The following is an 18935-nucleotide window of genomic DNA, read 5'->3' on the forward strand; positions in this document are numbered from 1 at the left end:
AAGATGATGGTCTCTTTTTTTGTAAATAATCATTCCGAATATTATAAATAACTTTTTTAAATTTGTTCACAATTAATTATTGACACTACGGTAACTGCTTTGATAATATGTATTTGTAATGTCCAAACATTCGGATTTACAATTATAAAAATGTTCGAAGAAAGGTGGTATGATTTGTGTTAGAAAACTTATTTAAGCTGAAAGAGAGAAAAACTGATGTAAAAACAGAAGTGATAGCAGGTTTTACAACGTTTATAACAATGGCTTACATAATATTTGTCAACCCCACAATCCTCAGTACAACCGGTCTTGACAAGCAGGCAGTGTTTTTTGCAACATGTATTGGGGCTGCTGTCGGTACACTTATAATGGCACTCTATGCAAATCTTCCATTTGCTTTGGCACCGGGAATGGGGCTTAATGCATTTTTCACATATACAGTGTGCCTCCAGATGAAATACACTCCTCAACAAGCTCTTGCTGCAGTGTTTATATCAGGTATAATATTTGTTCTAATAACTGCTGTAGGTTTGCGACAAGCAATAGTAAAGTCAATTCCACAGTCCTTAAAACATGCAATGACTGCAGGTATAGGACTGTTTATTGCTTTTATAGGGTTTATCAACAGTGGAATAGTGGTTATTGACCCGGGTTCGAAACTGCCAAAGTTTGGTGATTTTACTGCAGCATTCAATTCTTTTACAAATAATCCTGATATAAACAAGAGTATAATAGCTTCACGTGGTGCACTTGTTGCTGTAATTGGACTTTTGATAATTGGAATTTTGATTGCAAGAAGAGTAAAAGGTGCAATAATAATTGGGATTATAATTACCACAATAATCAGCTTTCCACTGAAGATTGTTGACCTTTCAAAGTTTAAATTTAGTTTAGAAGCATTCAAGGTTTCTGCTTTCAACTTTGATTTTGCAGGACTGTTTTCTGCGCATAACCAAGGTGGAGGAATTGGAGCTGTACTTTTGAGCTTGTTTGCAATAATTTTGACATTTACACTCATTGACATGTTTGATAGTATTGGTACCTTTGTTGGACTTGCTGACAAAGCAGGTATGCTTGACGAAAAAGGTGATATTCCTAATATGGACAGAGCACTTATGTCAGATGCGATAGCAACAATTGTTGGAGCTATATTTGGTACCTCTACTGTAACAACCTATATCGAAAGTGCTGCAGGTATAGAAGAAGGTGGAAGAACTGGTCTTACTTCTCTTGTGACAGGACTTCTGTTTATCCTTGCACTGATTATTGCTCCATTTATCGGGCTTGTTCCATCCCAGGCTACAGCTCCAGCTCTTATTGCTGTTGGTGTTATGATGATAAGCTCAATAAAGAAGATTGATTTTAACGACTTTGAAGAAGCTCTACCAGCATTTCTGACAATAGTGATAATGCCATTTACCTACAGCATTGCAAATGGTATTTCAGCTGGTATTATATTCTACGTTTTGGTTAAACTTTTAAGAGGGAAAGCAAAAGAGGTTCACCCAATTACTTATGTGCTTGCTATTCTGTTCATCTTAAGATTTATGGTCATCGCCCATTAGAAAAAAAGGGGAGCAAAGATGATGCTCCCCTTTTAAAACTTAAAATTTTGAATAATTATACATTTTGAAATATCAATAATCAGAGTCTAATATCTGCCAACAGAACTTTAGGAGGTTTTATAATTATGAGTTATCAAATAAAAGGATTGTTATATGAGGGAAAGGCAAAAAAGATTTATGAGACAGACGTTGATGACATTGTTATAATTGAATATAAGGATGATGCAACTGCTTTTGATGGTACAAAAAGAGGTATAATTAATGAAAAAGGTATAGTAAACAACAAAATTTCAAACCATCTTTTCAAACTTTTAGAATCTAAAGGGATTCCTACACATTTTATTGAGCAGATAGACGAAAGAAGGACAGCTGTAAAGAAAGTGGAGATAATTCCTGTAGAGGTCATTGTGAGAAACATTGCAGCAGGTTCACTTTGCAAAAGGCTTGGGCTTGAAGAAGGAACAGCCCTAAAAAGGCCAGTTTTAGAGTTTTGCTATAAAAATGATGCACTTCATGACCCTCAAATAAATGAGTATCACATCTTGGCTTTAGAGCTTGCAACAGAAGAGGAAATTAACAAAATTGTAGAATATTCATTTAAAATCAATCAGATTCTGAGGGAGTATTTGAAAAAGGTAAATATTGATTTGATTGATTTTAAGCTGGAATTTGGAAGATACAAAGGCAGTATAATATTAGCCGATGAAATCTCACCAGATACATGTAGATTTTGGGATATGAACACAAAAGAGAAATTAGACAAGGATAGATTCAGAAGAGACCTTGGAAATGTTGAAGAGGCTTACAAAGAGGTTTTGAAAAGACTTGGGTTGTAAAATACAAGTTTTTTAAAGAAAGGAGATGCAATAAAAAGGTGCTTAAAGCAGAGATTTTTGTATATTTAAAGAAATCTATTTCAGATCCCCCAGGCATTGCTGTTTTGAACTCTTTAAAGAGTTTGGGATTTGAGAATGTTGAAAAGGTTAGGATGGGCAAGTATATAGTTGTATACTTAAATGAAAATGACATTGAAAAGGCAAAAGAAGAGGTAAAACTCATGTGCGAAAAGCTTTTGTGTAATCCTGTGATGGAAGAGTATAAGTTTAATATTTCGGAGGAGTAGACGATGAAGTTTGGTGTTGTAGTCTTCCCAGGCTCAAATTGTGACAGTGACTGCTATCATGTTATCAAAGATGTAATAAATGAACATGTTGAATATATATGGCATGATTATAATGAAAAATTAGATTTTGACTGCATAATTCTGCCCGGTGGTTTTTCCTATGGAGATTATTTAAGAGCAGGGGCAATAGCACGGTTTTCAAAAGTGATGCCGAGAATAGAAGAATTTGCTCAAAATGGAGGTCTTGTTATAGGGATTTGCAATGGGTTTCAGATTTTGACAGAAAGTCATCTTCTGCCAGGTGCTCTGATTAGGAACAAAAACTTAAAATTTATATGTTCCGACCAGTATGTTAAAGTTGTTAACAACAAAACTCCATTTACTAACCTTTATAAAGAAAATGAAGTAATAAACCTGCCAATTGCTCACGGTGAAGGGAATTATGTGGTAGATGAAGCTACTTTACAAGAAATGATAGAGAATGAACAAATAGTCCTACAGTACTGTGACAAAAATGGCAATGTAAATGAAGACACAAACCCAAATGGTTCCATTTTGAACATTGCAGGGATATGCAACAAGGAAAAGAATGTATTTGGACTCATGCCCCATCCAGAGAGAAGTAGTGAAAAGCTTTTGGGTTGTGAGGATGGGAAAAGAGTATTTTTGAGCATCATCAATTATCTGAGGTCGAGGTGAGATATTTTGAAAAAACACCTATATGAAGAGGTTGGGTTGACATATGAAGAATACAAAATGATTATAGATATTTTAGGAAGAGAACCAAATGAATTAGAACTTAATCTTTTTGGTGTTATGTGGTCTGAACACTGCGGATACAAAAATTCAAAGGCGCTTTTAAAACATCTTCCCACAAAAGGGGAGCATATTTTACAAGGACCAGGAGAAAATGCGGGTATTGTTGACATTGGTGATGGATATGCAGTGTGTTTTAAGGTTGAAAGCCACAATCATCCGTCAGCTGTTGAGCCATATGAAGGAGCAGCCACTGGTGTTGGGGGTATAATTCGTGATATATTCACAATGGGTGCAAGGCCAATTGCGCTTTTGGACTCACTAAAGTTTGGTAAACTTGAAGATAGTAGAACTAAGTACTTATTTGAAGGAGTTGTTTCAGGAATTGCAGGTTATGGTAATTGTGTAGGTATTCCAACTGTTGGTGGAGAGACAACTTTTGACCCCATCTATAAAAACAACATCCTTGTAAATGTTATGTGCGTTGGTATTATGAAAAAGGACAAAATCTTTAAAGGTGTTGCACAGGGTGTTGGAAATTCTGTCTTTTACGTTGGGCATACAACAGGAAGAGATGGTATGGGCGGTGCTACATTTGCATCAGCTGACCTTACACAGGAGTCAGAAGAAAAAAGGTCTGCTGTGCAAGTTGGCGACCCGTTTATGGAAAAGCTACTGCTTGAGGCATGCTTAGAGCTTTTCCAAACAGATGCTGTTGTTGGAATTCAAGATATGGGTGCAGCTGGGTTGACCTCATCTACATGCGAGACAGCTGCAAGAGCAGGAACGGGAATTGAAATAGATGTAGCACTTGTTCCAAAAAGAGAAGAGGGTATGAACCCAATTGAGGTTATGCTTTCTGAGTCGCAAGAGAGAATGCTTGTTATTGTAAAAAAAGAAAAGGAAGAAGAAGTTTATAAGATATTTGAAAAATGGGGACTTCATGCTGTCAAGATAGGAAGAGTAACAGGTGACGGGATGTTAAGAATCCTTGACAATGGAAATGTTGTTGCAGAGGTTCCTGCAAAAGCACTTGCACATGCACCAGCTTATGTAAGAGAGACAAAAGAACCAGAGATTGTAAAAATATCCCAACGGTTTGACATTTATTCCCTTCCTCAGCCTCAAGATTTAAATGAGGCCATATTGAAGATGATTTCCAATCCAAACCTTGCAAGCAAGGAATATATTTATAGGCAGTACGATTACATGGTAAGAACTGATACAGTCATAAGGCCAGGTCATGATGCAAGCTTGCTGAGAATCAAAGGTACCAAGAAAGGTATTGCTGTTACAATTGACAGTAATGGCCGATATTGTTATTTAAATCCTTATGAAGGAGTTCAGCTTGTGTTGGCAGAAAGCTATAGGAATATAGTAGCGGTAGGCGCAAAACCCCTTGCTATTACAGATGGACTAAATTTTGGTAATCCACTCTATCCAGAAATTTACTACCAATTTGTAAAGACAATTGAAGGTTTAAAAGTTGCATGTGAATATTTTGGGACACCAGTTACAGGTGGAAATGTGTCTTTTTACAACCAATCTGAAGAAGGTGCGATTTATCCAACACCAGTAATTGGAATGGTAGGAGTTATTGAAGATGTTGAGAAGGCTGTAGACATATCCTTCAAGGAAGAGGGAGATGTCATTGCGATAATAGGCAAGACTTTAGATGATATAGGTGCGTCAGAGTATTTAAGTTTTTACCATGGAATTGTTTCTGGAAGAGTACCAAAGCTTGATTTAAAAAAACACAGAGAAACATGTGACAAGGTCTTAGAATGTATCAATCAAGGTTTATTTAAATCTGTTCATGATATCTCAGATGGTGGATTTGTAATTGCTCTTTTAGAAAGTGCTTTAAAAGGTAAAAAAGGTGCAGGGATTAAAGTAAATACTTCTTTGAGGGAAGACTTTTACCTATTTAGCGAGACACCAGGGCGATTCTTAGTGACATTTAAAGAAGAGAATCTTCCAAGGATAAGGGAAATTTTAAACGGTATTGAATTAGAAATAGTTGGTGAAGTAACAGAGAAGTTTGAAATACTTGGGCAAATAAATGACAAAAAACTAAAATTAGATTTGAATGAAGTTGAGAGGATATATCAGGAGGCAATACCATGTGTTTTAAAGAAATAGAAGAGTCCTTTAAAGACCACTGTGGTATATTTGGAATATACCGTACTGATAAAAAGCAAGATAGTGCCAAAATTACCTATTTTGGACTCTATGCTCTTCAGCATAGAGGTCAAGAGAGTAGCGGTATTGCTGTAAATGATTCAGGGAATATCATTTATCACAAAGACAATGGACTTGTTAATGAAGTATTTAATGAGGTGGTTTTAAACCACCTCAAAGGGCACTCAGCAATCGGTCATGTTCGATACTCAACAACAGGAAAAAGTGATAGAGAAAATGCTCAACCACTTGTTGTAAAATACAGAAAAGGCCATATGGCACTTGCTCACAATGGAAATTTAGTAAACGCACATATTATCAGAGAGAAACTTGAACAAGAAGGTGTTATTTTCCAAACTACTATTGATTCTGAGGTAATTGCCAATTTGATTTCACGAAACAGAATAAACTCGGAGAATATAGAAGAGGCCATACTCAAAACAATGGATGAGATAAAAGGCGCGTATTCACTTTTGATATTGACGCCAAACAAACTGATTGCGGTAAGAGACCCATATGGGCTGCGGCCGCTTGTTATGGGCAAAATAAACAACAATATTTGTTTTGCGTCAGAGACATGTGCTTTAGATACAGTAGGCGCTGAGTATATAAGAGATGTAGAGCCAGGTGAAATAGTTAGTGTAACTAAGGATGGAATTAAGAGTATAAAGTATAGGCAAAGTTTCAAACACTTGTGCGTATTTGAATTTATCTACTTTGCAAGAGCTGATTCGTATCTTGACGGTATTAGTGTTTATGAAATCAGGAAGAAACTTGGGAAACAACTTTGTAAAGAATCTTATGTTGAGTGTGATATTGTAATAGGAGTTCCAGACTCAGGTACAACCGCTGCTATTGGATTTGCAGAAGAAGCTAAAATACCTTTCTCAGAAGGTTTTATAAAAAATAGGTACATTGGAAGGACGTTTATAAAACCTGAACAAAGCCAAAGAGAGATAGCTGTCAGGCTAAAACTAAATCCACTAAAGAGCAATGTGACTGGAAAGAGAGTTGTACTCATTGATGACTCAATAGTTAGGGGCACAACCTCAAGGAAGATAATAAAAATGTTAAGAGACGCAGGTGCGCGTGAGGTACACCTTAGGATAAGCTCACCGCCTGTCCTCTTTCCATGTTACTATGGGATTGATACACCAGATAGGAATGAGCTAATTGCAGCAAACTACACTCCTCAGGAAATTGCCAAGATTTTAGGTGCTGATTCGCTCGAATATCTCAGTTTAGAAGGCCTAAATAGCGTATTTGACAATAAGCTGCAAAACTTTTGTACAGCTTGTTTTAGTGGTAAGTATGTTACCGAATTACCAGAGAATTTTAATAAATATATCTTCGAAGAGGGTGTTTGAAAATGACCACCTACAAGGATGCAGGTGTTAATATTGAAGAGGGTTATAAAGCAGTAAACCTTATAAAAAACATAGCAAAAGAGACATTTGATTTAAATGTTATAACTGATATTGGCTCATTTGGAAGTATGTATTTGTTAAATATAGAGAATTCAGATTATATCTTGGTTTCAGGAACAGATGGAGTAGGGACAAAGCTAAAGATTGCTTTTTACATGGACAAGCATGATACTGTTGGAATTGATTGTGTTGCAATGTGTGTGAATGATATCTTGTGCCACGGAGCAAAACCTCTTTTCTTTTTGGATTACATTGCTTGTGGTAAGCTGAAAAGTGAAAAGGTGGCAACTATAGTAAAAGGTATAGCAGAGGGCTGCAAAATTGCAGGCTGTTCGCTTGTTGGTGGTGAGACTGCTGAAATGCCTGGTTTTTATCGGGAGGAAGAGTATGATTTAGCAGGTTTTGCAGTAGGTCTTGTAAAAAAAGACTCAGCAATTTGTGGTCAAGATGTAAAGGAAGGAGATATTCTAATTGGGCTTGCCTCAAGTGGTGTCCACAGTAACGGTTATTCGCTTGTGAGAAAGGTCTTTGGCATAGATGAGAATCCTAAAGTCCTTACAAAGGTTTCTGAAGAACTGGGTTTAAGCCTTGGTGAAGAGCTTTTAAAACCAACCAGAATCTACGTAAAGCCGGTTTTAAAGGTGTTAGAAAAAGTAAAGGTGAAAGGAATTGCTCATATCACAGGCGGAGGATTTTTTGAAAACATACCAAGAGCTTTTCCAAAAGAGCTTGTGGCAGTAATTGAAAAAGGATCATGGGAGATCTTGCCTATATTCAGATTGATTCAACAATATGGAAAAGTCGACGAAAATGAAATGTTTTCCACATTCAATATGGGCATTGGAATGGTTTTAATAGTTTCTAAGGACGATGTTGAGACAGCGATGAAGATTTTAAAAGAAGAAAATATTAGTTCGTATATAATAGGTACAATTGAAAAAGGCGAAGGCGGAGTTGTTCTAAGATGAAGAAGTTAGCTGTGTTTGTATCAGGTTCAGGTTCTAATCTACAGGCAATTATAGATGCTATCAAAAATGGCGAGATTTGTGCACAAATCTCTTGTGTAATCTCAAATAAAAAGAATGCTTATGCACTTGAGAGGGCAAGACAAAACCGAATAGAAGCATATTATATCTCTAAAAAGGATTTTCCAAATGAAATTGAGTATGAAAAGTATCTCGTCAATTTTCTAAAATCAAGAGAAATTGACTATATTATCTTGGCAGGATTTTTGTATATTTTCTCTGAATATTTTGTAGAAGAGTTCAAAAATCGCATTATAAATATTCATCCATCCCTTCTTCCTGCCTTTGGCGGCAAAGGAATGTATGGACTCAATGTCCACAAAAGTGTGATAGAATATGGAATGAAAGTGACAGGTGCTACAGTCCATTTTGTTGATTCTACTACAGACGGCGGACCCATAATATTGCAAAAGGCCATATATGTAAGAGATGATGACACCCCTGAAAGTTTGCAAAAAAGGGTTTTAGAAGAGGTGGAGTGGAAGATATACCCTGTAGCGATTAAACTTCTTTGTGAGGATAAAATAGAAGTCATTGGAAGAAAGGTTATTATTAAAGACAAAGAAATCTTAAAGAAGGTGGGAATTGAGACATGACTAAGAAAGCTATTATAAGTGTTTATAACAAAGATGGTATTTTGGAGTTTGCTAAAGAACTAAAAAATCTCGGATACGAAATTATTTCAACCGGCGGAACAATGAAGTATCTAAAAGAAAATGGCGTTGATGTAATAAATATAAGTGATGTTACAAATTTTCCAGAGATTTTAGACGGAAGAGTAAAGACACTTCACCCAAATATTCATGCAGGAATTCTTGCAATAAAGGACAATAGTGAGCATGTCAAGACGTTAAACGAGCTATATATATCACCAATTGACATGGTTGTGGTTAACCTTTACCCTTTCAAGGAGACCATTTTCAGGGAAAATGTAGCATTTGAAGATGTGATAGAAAATATTGACATTGGTGGTCCTACCATGCTTCGCGCTGCAGCCAAGAATTTCAAATATACAACTGTCATAATAGACCCTGCTGACTATGGACTTGTATTAAAAGAGATAAAGGAAAATGGTGATGTCTCATTTGATACAAGGTTTTATCTTGCAACAAAGGTATTTGAATACACTTCGTACTACGATTCTATGATTTTTAACTACTTCAGATTTGTAAGAAAAGATAATTCTTTCCCCAAGCAACTTACAGTTCCACTTGAGAAGGCTAAGCAACTAAGATATGGTGAGAATCCTCATCAGCAGGCAAGTTTTTATAAAATAACTTTGCCGTTTATTGAAAAGTCCAATATAGTAAATGCTGAGCAGCTTCATGGTAAGGATCTTTCGTATAACAATATTCTTGACAGTGATAGTGCTATTGAACTTTTAAAAGAGTTTGATGAGCCAACATGTATTGCAATAAAACACAATAATCCCTGTGGTGTTGCATCAGGTGACAATATCTTTGAGGCATATAAGAAAGTATACAATAGCGACCCAGTGTCTATATTTGGGGGAATAGTTGCATTTAATAGGAAGGTAGATAGACAAACGGCTGAGGAGCTAAAAAAGATATTCCTTGAGATAGTGATTGCTCCTGACTTTGATGAAGATGCCCTATCTTTGCTTTCTACAAAAAAGGACCTTCGGATATTGAAACTTCCAACTTTGGATAAGGAAAATGTATATTATGATCTCAAATCAGTAAATGGTGGAATGCTTGTACAGGAAAAAGACAGGAAATTACTCAATGAAGATTACCAAGTTGTAACAGAAAGAAGGCCAACAGAAAAGGAAATAGAAGACTTGATATTTGCCTGGAAGGTTGTAAAACATGTAAAGTCAAATGCAATAGTTATTGCAAAGGACAAAATGACATTGGGGATAGGTATGGGACAGACAAATAGAATCTGGGCTGTTGAACATGCAATCTCACGTTCAAGATTTGATTTGAATGGAGCAGTACTTGCGTCAGATGCTTTCTTCCCATTTTCTGATAGTGTTGAAGCAGCAGGCAAAGCGGGAGTTACAGCTATCATTCAGCCTGGCGGGTCTATTAGAGATAAAGAGTCAATTGATGCTGCAAACAAATATAACATTGCTATGATATTTACGGGTATAAGGCATTTTAGGCACTAATTTTAGACACTAAAAAAGAGGTGTTTCAAAAGATGAGAATCCTGATTGTAGGAAATGGTGGGCGTGAACATGCCATCGCATGGAAGATTTATAATGAAGGTTACAAAGACTTGTTCTGTGCACCTGGAAATGCAGGGATTTGTGAGATTGCAACTTGTGTTGATATAAAGGTAAATGAATTTAGTAAGCTAAAAGACTTTTGCATAGAAAAAGAGATAGACTTTGTAATTGTCGGTCCGGACAATCCGCTTGCAGACGGAATTGTTGATTATCTTGAATCGTTTGGAATAAAGACATTTGGTCCAACAAAAGATGCTGCAATGATAGAAAGCAGCAAGGTGTTTGCAAAAGACCTGATGAAAAAGTACGGTATAAAGACAGCAAGATACAATGTGTTCTACAGCTATGAAGAGGCTTTAACTTTTGTAAATCAAAACGACAAGTATCCTCTTGTAATAAAGGCAGATGGTCTTGCATTGGGCAAAGGAGTGATAATTGCTCAAGACAAACTTGAGGCTTTGAATGCCCTCAATCTTATGATGAAAGAAAAGGTATTTGGTAAAGCAGGGGAAAAGATTGTCATTGAAGACTATTTAAAAGGTGAAGAAGTATCAGTTTTTGTCATCTCAGACGGTAAAGACATTGTGCCTTTGACAGTTGCACGAGACCATAAAAAAGCGTTTGACGGTGACAAAGGACCAAATACAGGTGGAATGGGAGCCTTTTCGCCATCAAGGCTTGTTGATAAAAAGCTTTTTGAAGACATCATTGAGAATATCATGCTAAAAGCAATATATGGGATGAGAAAAGAAGGAAGACCGTTTAAGGGTGTACTATATGGCGGATTAATCTTAACAGAAGAGGGGCCAATGGTTTTAGAGTTCAACTCCAGATTCGGCGACCCTGAAGCACAAGCTGTTTTACCACTTATGAAAAGTGAGCTTTTAGAAGTTATGGTAAAAGCTGCAGAAGGCAATTTGAAAGGCGTTGAGGCACGGTTTTCAGATTACTATTCAATTTGTGTTGTGCTTGCTTCAAAAGGCTATCCAGAAAAGTACGAGACTGGTTTTGTTATTGAAGGACTTGAAAAGGTTGAAAGTGACACAGTGGTATTTCACGCCAACACAAAGATTGAGGATGGCAAGATAAAAACAGCAGGTGGCAGAGTACTAAACATTGTAAGAGTTAACAAGACGTTAAAAGATGCAAAAGCAAAGGTGTATGAGGAAATTAAGAAGATTAACTTTGGGAATATGTTTTACAGAACTGATATAGGTGACAAAGAAATTTTTTAAAACACCTGTTTAGGAAGGTTTGGAGTGAGGTATAAATAATTTGTCAAAAAATTTTTAAAAGTAAGGAGTGAAGGTCTAAATTGGATATTTGGGTTTGTACTATATGCGGCTATGAGTATGATCCACAAAAAGGTGATCCAGAAAACGACATTCAACCAGGAACAAGGTTTGAAGACTTACCTGATGATTGGGTTTGTCCTATTTGTGGCGTTGGTAAGGATATGTTCGAGAAAAAATAAAAAAAGCTTCTAAAACTTGTGCCCTAAGTCGTTTTAAAGTTTGATGACTTAGGGCATTTTTATGGTATATAATAGTTAATATAAACAGGTAGAAGGACAAAGAGAGGAATGGTACTTGAAAATCACAGTTATATAGGGATTGATGAGCAAATAAAGAGATTAGGGGAAAAGCTTGAAAAGATCTCATATGAGTTTTTATTTTTTCAAAATGGTTTGAGTGTGAATATAAATTTTAAAGAATCTACCCAAATAAATAACATAGCAGTGGCAGTAAATATAAAAGATTTTGAAGTCTTGTTCATGCCAAAACTTCAAAAAGGCCAAAACGGTCTTGTCTTTTCACATTCTAATTCCCAGATAGTAGTTTTGAAAAAGGGAAAGAAGTATTTTCTATTAAAAATCTCTGGGTCTTCAACTATAAACAATGTGTACTTTAGGTTTTGTACTAAAGTAAAAGATGGTCTTTTGTATATAGGATTTTTCAACTCATTTGCAATTGACGATGATATAACATGCTTTTACTATCAAAATTTGTTGACATCTGTACCTGTTAAAGAAGGTTCAAAAATTAATATAAACATTGAGATTTTCGAGAGAAATTCACTATATGAGTGTATTTTAAAATCAAATAATATTGTAAAGCATTGTGATATAAAATATGAAGTTCTCCAAAAACCATCTAAAAATTTATTTAAAGCAATAGATATCGCCAAATACTCAGGAAATGACATTGCTAAAAAGTATAAAATGTCTGCTATAATACCGAGTAGAATATATAAGCTATTTTTTCTATATTTCCCCAAAAACCTAACTAATTTTTACTCTGTCTATACATCTACACTACAGACATCAAGTATGTATTATTTAAACCTTTTAAAAAGTTATAAGGTAGCAGCTAAGGACTTAGCTTATCTCAAAAAACAGATAGAAGAACTCATTTTAAACCAGAATGTTTACTATAACTTTTACCGTAAAAATATTATGTTAACTGGATTGAGGACATATTATCAACTGCCTTATATTTTATTTTTGTATTTTCAGCTTTGCCTTTTGGGAGGAGAAGAGCCAGCTACACATTTGCAAAGAATAATAGAAGAAATTGAATACAATATCGTAAGACCATATAAATTTTTTTCCGATCGAACTTTAATCAATATTGAGAATTTTGAAACACGATTTGACAATCTTCTCTTTGCTCAAGAGACAATGACAATTTATATCTGTTACGAACTTTATAAAATACTTTTTAAATACTGCGAACGCTTAGATTGTCAAAGAATAGCTGAGGATTTAAAAAGTTTGCTGATTTTGAACTATAATTTTAATGAGGGATACTTTTATATGAATAACTATTCATATAAAAAGGAAGAGACAATTAAACTAATTGAAAGGGTAGATAAGAAATGAAATTAGTTATTTTTGATGGGAATAGTATTCTTTATAGAGCCTTTTTTGCCTTACCAGAGTTGACAACATCCAATAATATCCCTACAAACGCTATATATGGCTTTTTAAATGTACTCTTAAAATACTTAGATTCAGAAAAACCAGATTATGTAGCAGTAGCGTTTGACAAAAAAGGCAGAGCTGCTCGGAAAAGTGAATATGAAGAGTACAAAGCCAATCGAAAGCCAATGCCAGATTCTCTACAAATACAGATACCTTATGTGAGAGAAATAATTAGCGCTCTTAACATTCCTGTATTGGAATACGAAGGATATGAAGCTGATGACGTTATAGGCACACTTGTAAATAGACTCAAAGACCAGAATTTAGATATTGTGATAATAACTGGAGACAGAGATACCCTTCAGCTACTTGATAAAAATGTAATTGTCAAGATAGTCACAACAAGGTTTGACAAGACAACTGAAGATTTGTATACTGTTGAAAATGTAAAAGAAAAATATGGTGTCTTTGCGCATCAAGTTGTTGACTACAAAGCTTTAGTGGGCGATGCATCAGACAACATACCTGGTGTTAAAGGGATTGGAGACAAAACGGCTATAAAGCTTTTAGAAGAATACCAGACCTTAGAGAATATATACCAAAATCTAAAAAACATTAAAGACTCTCTAAGAGAAAAGTTAGAAGCAGGTAAAGATATGGCGTTTTTGTCAAAAAGGTTGGCAACTATTATATGCGATTTACCAATTGAAGTAACTCTTGAAGAGTTAAAAACAAGAGAATGGGATAAGAAAAAACTATATCAAATTTTACTTCAGCTTGAGTTTAAAAGTTTCATAAAAAGACTTGGCTTTTCAGAGGAGATTGAGGAGATAAAACAAGCCGTTCAGCTTCCAAAATTTAATATGAAAAAACTATGTGATATCTCTGAGATAAAGGGCAAAGAAATTTATTTGTTATACTCAGGTGATGAAGGACTTTTTTACATCTATGATCAACTAAGTTCCGCTGTCTTTACAACAGCTGACAAAGGAATTGTTGAAAAGCTACTAAAAGACCAAGGTATTCAAAAGGTTGTGTATGATTTAAAAAATATACTCCATAAAGTGGATTTTGATGATGCTTGCCAGCTAAAAAATTGTAATGATGTCATGTTAGCTTCATATGTTTTAGACAGTACACGTAGTTCATACGACTTAGAAACATTATTTATTTCTTATCTCAACACTGATATAGCTATAATAAAAGAGAATAGATGGGCTGGTGCTACAATTTTATTAAGAAATCTTTGGGACGAGCTTTCAAAGCTCATTGATTTGAACTCATGCCAATACGTTTATGAAAATATAGAAATTCCTCTTGTTCCTATTTTATATGAGATGGAAAAAATCGGTTTTAAGGTTGACAAAAACACCTTGCAGGAGTATACAAAAGAGATTGAGAGCAAGCTTTTAAAGTTAGAAACACAGATTTATCAAATAGCAGGTGAGTGGTTTAACATAAACTCACCAAAACAACTCTCATATGTGTTGTTCGAAAAACTAAAACTTCCAGTTGTAAAAAAGACTAAAACAGGATATTCAACAGATGCCGAGGTGTTAGAAGAGCTTTATGACAAGCATGAGATAATACCACTTATCTTAGATTATAGAATGTACACAAAGATATTGACAACTTACTGCCAAGGCCTTATGCAATCAATCAATCCTGCAACTGGAAGAGTACATTCAAATTTTATTCAAACAGGTACAGCAACCGGAAGACTCGCAAGTGCGGAGCCTAATTTACAAAATATCCCTGTAAAATATGATGAGGGAAGGCTAATAAGAAAAGCATTTGTTCCAGAGGAAGGCTATGTCCTGATAGATGCTGACTATTCTCAGATTGAGCTTAGGATACTTGCTCATATTTCTGAGGATGAAAGACTAATAAATGCTTTTAAGAATAATCTTGACATTCATTCACAGACAGCAGCAGAGATTTTTGGTGTAGATGTAAGCCAAGTTACCCCAACTATGCGAAGCCAAGCAAAAGCTGTTAACTTTGGAATTATATATGGAATTTCAGACTACGGACTTTCACGGGATATAAAGATATCAAGAAAAGAAGCAGCTGAGTTTATTAATCGCTATTTTGAAAAGTATCCGAAAGTAAAAGAATATCTGGACAATGTTGTCAAGTTTGCTCGTGAAAATGGGTTTGTATTGACACTTTTTAACAGAAAAAGATATATCAAGGACATAAAGTCTACTAATAAAAACCTTAGAAGCTACGCAGAAAGAATAGCAATGAATTCACCTATCCAGGGCAGTGCAGCAGACATCATGAAGATAGCAATGATAAGGGTTTATAGAAGGTTAAAAGAGAACAATTTAAAATCAAGGATTATTTTACAAGTTCACGATGAGCTTTTGATTGAATCACCATATGAAGAAAAAGAAATAGTAAAAGAAGTAGTGAAAACTGAGATGGAAAATGCTGTTTCACTGAAAGTCCCTTTGGTAGTTGAGGTGAAAGAAGGTTCAAACTGGTATGAGACAAAGTAAAGTACTGGGAATTACAGGGAAGATGGGTTCTGGTAAGAGTACTATTAGTAGAATATTAAAAGAGCATTTTGGTTTTGAGGTTATAGACGCTGATAAGGAATACCATTGGTTACTACAAAACAGCTTAGAATTGAAATTAAAGTTAACACAGACCTTTGGAGAGGAGATTTTAACAGATGCCAAAATTGACAGGGTTAAACTTAGAAAGGTAGCCTTGAAATGTGACGTTAATATGGAGCTTCTCAATAAGATTACTCATCCATTTATATTTGAAAGAGTAAATTTTTTAATCACAGATGTTTACAAAGACAAGCATATAGTTATTGATGCTGCACTTTTGTTCCAGATAGGACTTGATAAACTTTGTTCGGTCATCTGGTATGTTGAATGTGAAAAAGAAATTATAATTGAGCGAGTAATTAGAAGAAGTGGGTATGATGTGGAAGAGGTCGAAAAGTTTTTAGAAAGACAAAGAGATATTGAAAGATACAAGGACTTTGCAAGTAAGATAGTTATAAACAATGGAGACATTGAGAATTTAAAAACTATCATAGGAAAATATCTCAAAGAGGATGGTTTGATTTGAAAAGGAAGGTTGTATTAATTGCTCTGCTTTTACTTTTTCTTTTGTTTTTTGAACCATTTTACTTTTTGATTTTAAAACAGTTGTACCCCTTAAGGTTTACAAGTAGTATCAAGAAGCATAGTAAAGAAATAAATGTAGACCCATATTTAATTTGTGCAATAATAAAAAGTGAAAGCAACTTTAACCAATTTGCAGTCTCTAAAAAAGGTGCTGTGGGTCTTATGCAATTATCACCTCTTACTGCTAAATGGGTTGCTCATAAGCTCAAATTAGACTATAGTGAAGAGAAGTTATACGACCCCGACTACAATATCTTAATTGGTACATGGTATATTAAATACCTCATAGATTACTACAAAAATGATACAAGGCTTGCAGTTGCAGCTTATAACGCTGGTATGACAAATGTAAATAAATGGCTTTATCAAAAAGATAGAAGTACATTTGAGGTGGATGAAATTCCTTTTAAAGAGACAAACCATTTTGTCAGAAGAGTCTTTAAAAGTTATGAAATTTACAAAAAACTATATCAAGACGAATTTGAAAATGGTAACTATTGAGTTTAGAGGCTCACAAATTTTCCCAAACATATGTTTGAAATTCAACTTTTAATGATGTAAAATAAGATTTGGTGATAGAATATGAAAAAGTTTAAGCTTGTTTCAGACTTTAAGCCAACAGGTGACCAACCAAAAGCTATCGAAATGCTCACTGAAGGAATTTTAAAAGGTGAAAAGTTTCAGACACTGCTTGGTGTTACTGGTTCAGGAAAGACATTTACAATGGCTAAAGTAATAGAAAATGTACAAAGACCCACATTGGTTTTAGCTCATAATAAAACACTGGCTGCTCAACTTTGCAGTGAGTTTAGGGAGTTCTTTCCTGAAAACGCTGTAGAGTTTTTTGTAAGCTATTACGATTATTACCAGCCAGAAGCTTATATACCTGAGACAGACACGTATATTGAAAAGGATTCGTCCATCAATGATGAAATAGATAAACTTCGACACTCTGCAACATCTGCCTTGTTTGAAAGAAGAGATGTAATAATTGTAGCAAGTGTCTCATGTATTTACAGCTTAGGTAGTCCAGAAGACTATTTAAATTTAACGTTATCATTAAGACCCGGGATGATAAAAGATAGAGATGAGGTAATAAGAGAACTCATTAGAATGCAGTATGAGAGAAATGATATTGATTTTAGAAGAGGCAGGTTCAGAGTACGAGGTGATGTACTTGAGATATTTCCTGCATCAAATACTGACAGAGCAATTAGGGTAGAGTTCTTTGGAGATGAGATAGAAAGAATTACAGAGTTTGACGTTTTGACTGGTGAGGTAATTGGGAGAAGAAACCATGTTGCAATATTTCCTGCATCGCACTATGTCACAACCTCAGAAAAGCTCAAAAGGGCAATTAAGAGTATAGAAGAGGAGCTTGAACAAAGGCTTCAAGAGCTCAGGAGCATGGGCAAGCTTGTTGAAGCGCAAAGGCTTGAACAAAGGACGCGATATGACATAGAGATGCTTCAGGAAATGGGATTTTGCAAAGGAATAGAAAACTACTCAAGACATTTAACAGGAAGACCTCCCGGTAGTCCACCTTATACCTTACTTGATTATTTTCCAAAAGACTTTATAATGTTCATTGATGAGTCGCATGTTACAATTCCTCAGTTAAGAGCTATGTATAATGGAGACAAGGCAAGAAAAGATGCGCTTGTAGAATATGGTTTTAGACTTCCATCTGCATATGACAACCGCCCACTTACCTTTGAAGAGTTTGAAGAGAAGCTCAACCAGGTTATATTTGTAAGCGCAACACCTGGTCCTTATGAGCTCAAGAAATCGTCAAGAGTGGTTGAACAAATTATAAGACCCACAGGGCTTGTTGACCCTGAAATTGAGGTACATCCTGTCAAAGGCCAAATTGACCATTTGATTGGCGAGATAAGAAAAAGAGTAGAGAAGAACCAAAGAGTTTTGATTACAACACTTACAAAGAAGATGGCAGAAAGCCTCACAGATTACTTAAAAGATGTAGGAATAAGAGTAAGGTATATGCACTCGGATATTGACACAATAGAGCGCATGCAGATAATAAGGGATTTGAGACTTGGCAAGTTTGACGTTTTAGTAGGAATAAACTTGCTTCGTGAAGGACTTGATTTGCCAGAAGTATCACTTGTTGCCATTTTAGATGCTGACAAAGAAGGGTTCTTGCGCTCAGAAACTTCTCTTATTCAGACAATTGGACGAGCTGCACGAAATGTTGATGGTAAAGTGATTATGTATGCTGACAGGATTACTAAGGCTATGCAAAAGGCTATTGATGAGACAAATAGACGAAGAAAAATTCAGATAGAGTACAACCAAAAGCATGGAATAGTGCCTCAAACTGTCAGAAAAGGGATACGGCAGATTATTGAAGCAACTATCTCTGTTGCTGAAGAGGAAGAAAAGTATGAGAGCATAGAAAAGGATATTGTACAGAACATGTCTAAACAGGAAATAGAAGAGTATATAAAAGAGCTTGAACAGCAGATGAAAAGGTTTGCTATAGAACTTGAATTTGAAAAAGCGGCTAAGATAAGAGATAAAATATTTGAACTAAAGAAGTTGCTTTAATGTATTTTCGGAGGAGAATGCAAA

At 35.2% G+C, this 18935-nt stretch carries 16 protein-coding genes; all 16 read left to right on the top strand.

Annotated elements, in window-relative coordinates:
- Positions 1-176 precede the first annotated feature (176 nt).
- Complete coding sequence (locus ELD05_RS06155; RefSeq protein WP_127351742.1) at positions 177-1565, top strand: NCS2 family permease; 1389 nt, start codon at positions 177-179, stop codon at positions 1563-1565.
- Between the two features lie 125 nt (positions 1566-1690).
- The gene (gene purC, locus ELD05_RS06160) at positions 1691-2401 is read left to right on the top strand and encodes a phosphoribosylaminoimidazolesuccinocarboxamide synthase (RefSeq protein WP_127351743.1); all 711 of its coding nucleotides are present in this window, start codon (positions 1691-1693) and stop codon (positions 2399-2401) included.
- Positions 2402-2439: 38 nt separating this feature from the next.
- Positions 2440-2688 (top strand): phosphoribosylformylglycinamidine synthase subunit PurS, encoded by a 249-nt coding sequence (gene purS, locus ELD05_RS06165; protein WP_039764344.1) that lies wholly within the window; start codon positions 2440-2442, stop codon positions 2686-2688.
- A 3-nt stretch (positions 2689-2691) separates the two neighbouring features.
- Positions 2692-3387: a phosphoribosylformylglycinamidine synthase subunit PurQ gene (gene purQ, locus ELD05_RS06170; RefSeq protein ID WP_039764342.1), complete on the top strand. Its 696-nt coding sequence runs from the start codon at positions 2692-2694 to the stop codon at positions 3385-3387.
- A gap of 6 nt (positions 3388-3393) precedes the next feature.
- Positions 3394-5586, top strand: coding sequence for a phosphoribosylformylglycinamidine synthase subunit PurL (gene purL, locus ELD05_RS06175; protein ID WP_127351744.1), 2193 nt, complete (start codon positions 3394-3396; stop codon positions 5584-5586).
- A complete protein-coding gene (gene purF / locus ELD05_RS06180; RefSeq protein ID WP_127351745.1) occupies positions 5568-6992 on the top strand; it encodes an amidophosphoribosyltransferase in 1425 nt (474 codons plus the stop codon). Before purL ends, purF begins: the two co-directional genes overlap by 19 nt.
- Positions 6993-6994: 2 nt before the next feature.
- Positions 6995-8020, top strand: a complete 1026-nt coding sequence (gene purM, locus ELD05_RS06185) for a phosphoribosylformylglycinamidine cyclo-ligase (RefSeq protein ID WP_127351746.1) — start codon at positions 6995-6997, stop codon at positions 8018-8020.
- Positions 8017-8673: a phosphoribosylglycinamide formyltransferase gene (gene purN / locus ELD05_RS06190; protein WP_127351747.1), complete on the top strand. Its 657-nt coding sequence runs from the start codon at positions 8017-8019 to the stop codon at positions 8671-8673. Before purM ends, purN begins: the two co-directional genes overlap by 4 nt.
- On the top strand, positions 8670-10211 hold the full coding sequence (gene purH / locus ELD05_RS06195) for a bifunctional phosphoribosylaminoimidazolecarboxamide formyltransferase/IMP cyclohydrolase (RefSeq protein WP_127351748.1): 1542 nt from the start codon (positions 8670-8672) through the stop codon (positions 10209-10211). Before purN ends, purH begins: the two co-directional genes overlap by 4 nt.
- Before the next feature lie 32 nt (positions 10212-10243).
- The gene (gene purD / locus ELD05_RS06200) at positions 10244-11506 is read left to right on the top strand and encodes a phosphoribosylamine--glycine ligase (RefSeq protein WP_127351749.1); all 1263 of its coding nucleotides are present in this window, start codon (positions 10244-10246) and stop codon (positions 11504-11506) included.
- An 80-nt stretch (positions 11507-11586) separates the two neighbouring features.
- Positions 11587-11745 (top strand): rubredoxin, encoded by a 159-nt coding sequence (rd, locus tag ELD05_RS06205; RefSeq protein WP_127351750.1) that lies wholly within the window; start codon positions 11587-11589, stop codon positions 11743-11745.
- Between the two features lie 108 nt (positions 11746-11853).
- A complete protein-coding gene (locus ELD05_RS06210; protein WP_127351751.1) occupies positions 11854-13152 on the top strand; it encodes a hypothetical protein in 1299 nt (432 codons plus the stop codon).
- Complete coding sequence (gene polA, locus ELD05_RS06215; protein WP_127351752.1) at positions 13149-15698, top strand: DNA polymerase I; 2550 nt, start codon at positions 13149-13151, stop codon at positions 15696-15698. The genes ELD05_RS06210 and polA overlap by 4 nt, the downstream gene beginning before the upstream one ends.
- On the top strand, positions 15685-16284 hold the full coding sequence (gene coaE, locus ELD05_RS06220; protein WP_127351753.1) for a dephospho-CoA kinase: 600 nt from the start codon (positions 15685-15687) through the stop codon (positions 16282-16284). Before polA ends, coaE begins: the two co-directional genes overlap by 14 nt.
- Complete coding sequence (locus tag ELD05_RS06225) at positions 16281-16844, top strand: lytic transglycosylase domain-containing protein (RefSeq protein WP_127351754.1); 564 nt, start codon at positions 16281-16283, stop codon at positions 16842-16844. The genes coaE and ELD05_RS06225 overlap by 4 nt, the downstream gene beginning before the upstream one ends.
- 81 nt (positions 16845-16925) lie before the next feature.
- Positions 16926-18911, top strand: coding sequence for an excinuclease ABC subunit UvrB (gene uvrB / locus ELD05_RS06230; protein WP_127351755.1), 1986 nt, complete (start codon positions 16926-16928; stop codon positions 18909-18911).
- Positions 18912-18935: the final 24 nt, after the last annotated feature.

Origin of the sequence: Caldicellulosiruptor changbaiensis, from assembly GCF_003999255.1 — a bacterium.
Classification (GTDB): Bacteria; Bacillota; Thermoanaerobacteria; order Caldicellulosiruptorales; family Caldicellulosiruptoraceae; genus Caldicellulosiruptor; species Caldicellulosiruptor changbaiensis.

Excerpts from the sequence above, each read along its gene's own strand:
- purC (WP_127351743.1), top strand. The coding sequence starts at position 1,691 with ATGAGTTATCAAATAAAAGGATTGTTATATGAGGGAAAGGCAAAAAAG.
- purQ (WP_039764342.1), top strand. The coding sequence starts at position 2,692 with ATGAAGTTTGGTGTTGTAGTCTTCCCAGGCTCAAATTGTGACAGTGAC.
- purF (WP_127351745.1), top strand. The coding sequence starts at position 5,568 with ATGTGTTTTAAAGAAATAGAAGAGTCCTTTAAAGACCACTGTGGTATA.
- purM (WP_127351746.1), top strand. The coding sequence starts at position 6,995 with ATGACCACCTACAAGGATGCAGGTGTTAATATTGAAGAGGGTTATAAA.
- purN (WP_127351747.1), top strand. The coding sequence starts at position 8,017 with ATGAAGAAGTTAGCTGTGTTTGTATCAGGTTCAGGTTCTAATCTACAG.
- purH (WP_127351748.1), top strand. The coding sequence starts at position 8,670 with ATGACTAAGAAAGCTATTATAAGTGTTTATAACAAAGATGGTATTTTG.
- purD (WP_127351749.1), top strand. The coding sequence starts at position 10,244 with ATGAGAATCCTGATTGTAGGAAATGGTGGGCGTGAACATGCCATCGCA.
- ELD05_RS06210 (WP_127351751.1), top strand. The coding sequence starts at position 11,854 with ATGGTACTTGAAAATCACAGTTATATAGGGATTGATGAGCAAATAAAG.
- polA (WP_127351752.1), top strand. The coding sequence starts at position 13,149 with ATGAAATTAGTTATTTTTGATGGGAATAGTATTCTTTATAGAGCCTTT.
- coaE (WP_127351753.1), top strand. The coding sequence starts at position 15,685 with ATGAGACAAAGTAAAGTACTGGGAATTACAGGGAAGATGGGTTCTGGT.
- uvrB (WP_127351755.1), top strand. The coding sequence starts at position 16,926 with ATGAAAAAGTTTAAGCTTGTTTCAGACTTTAAGCCAACAGGTGACCAA.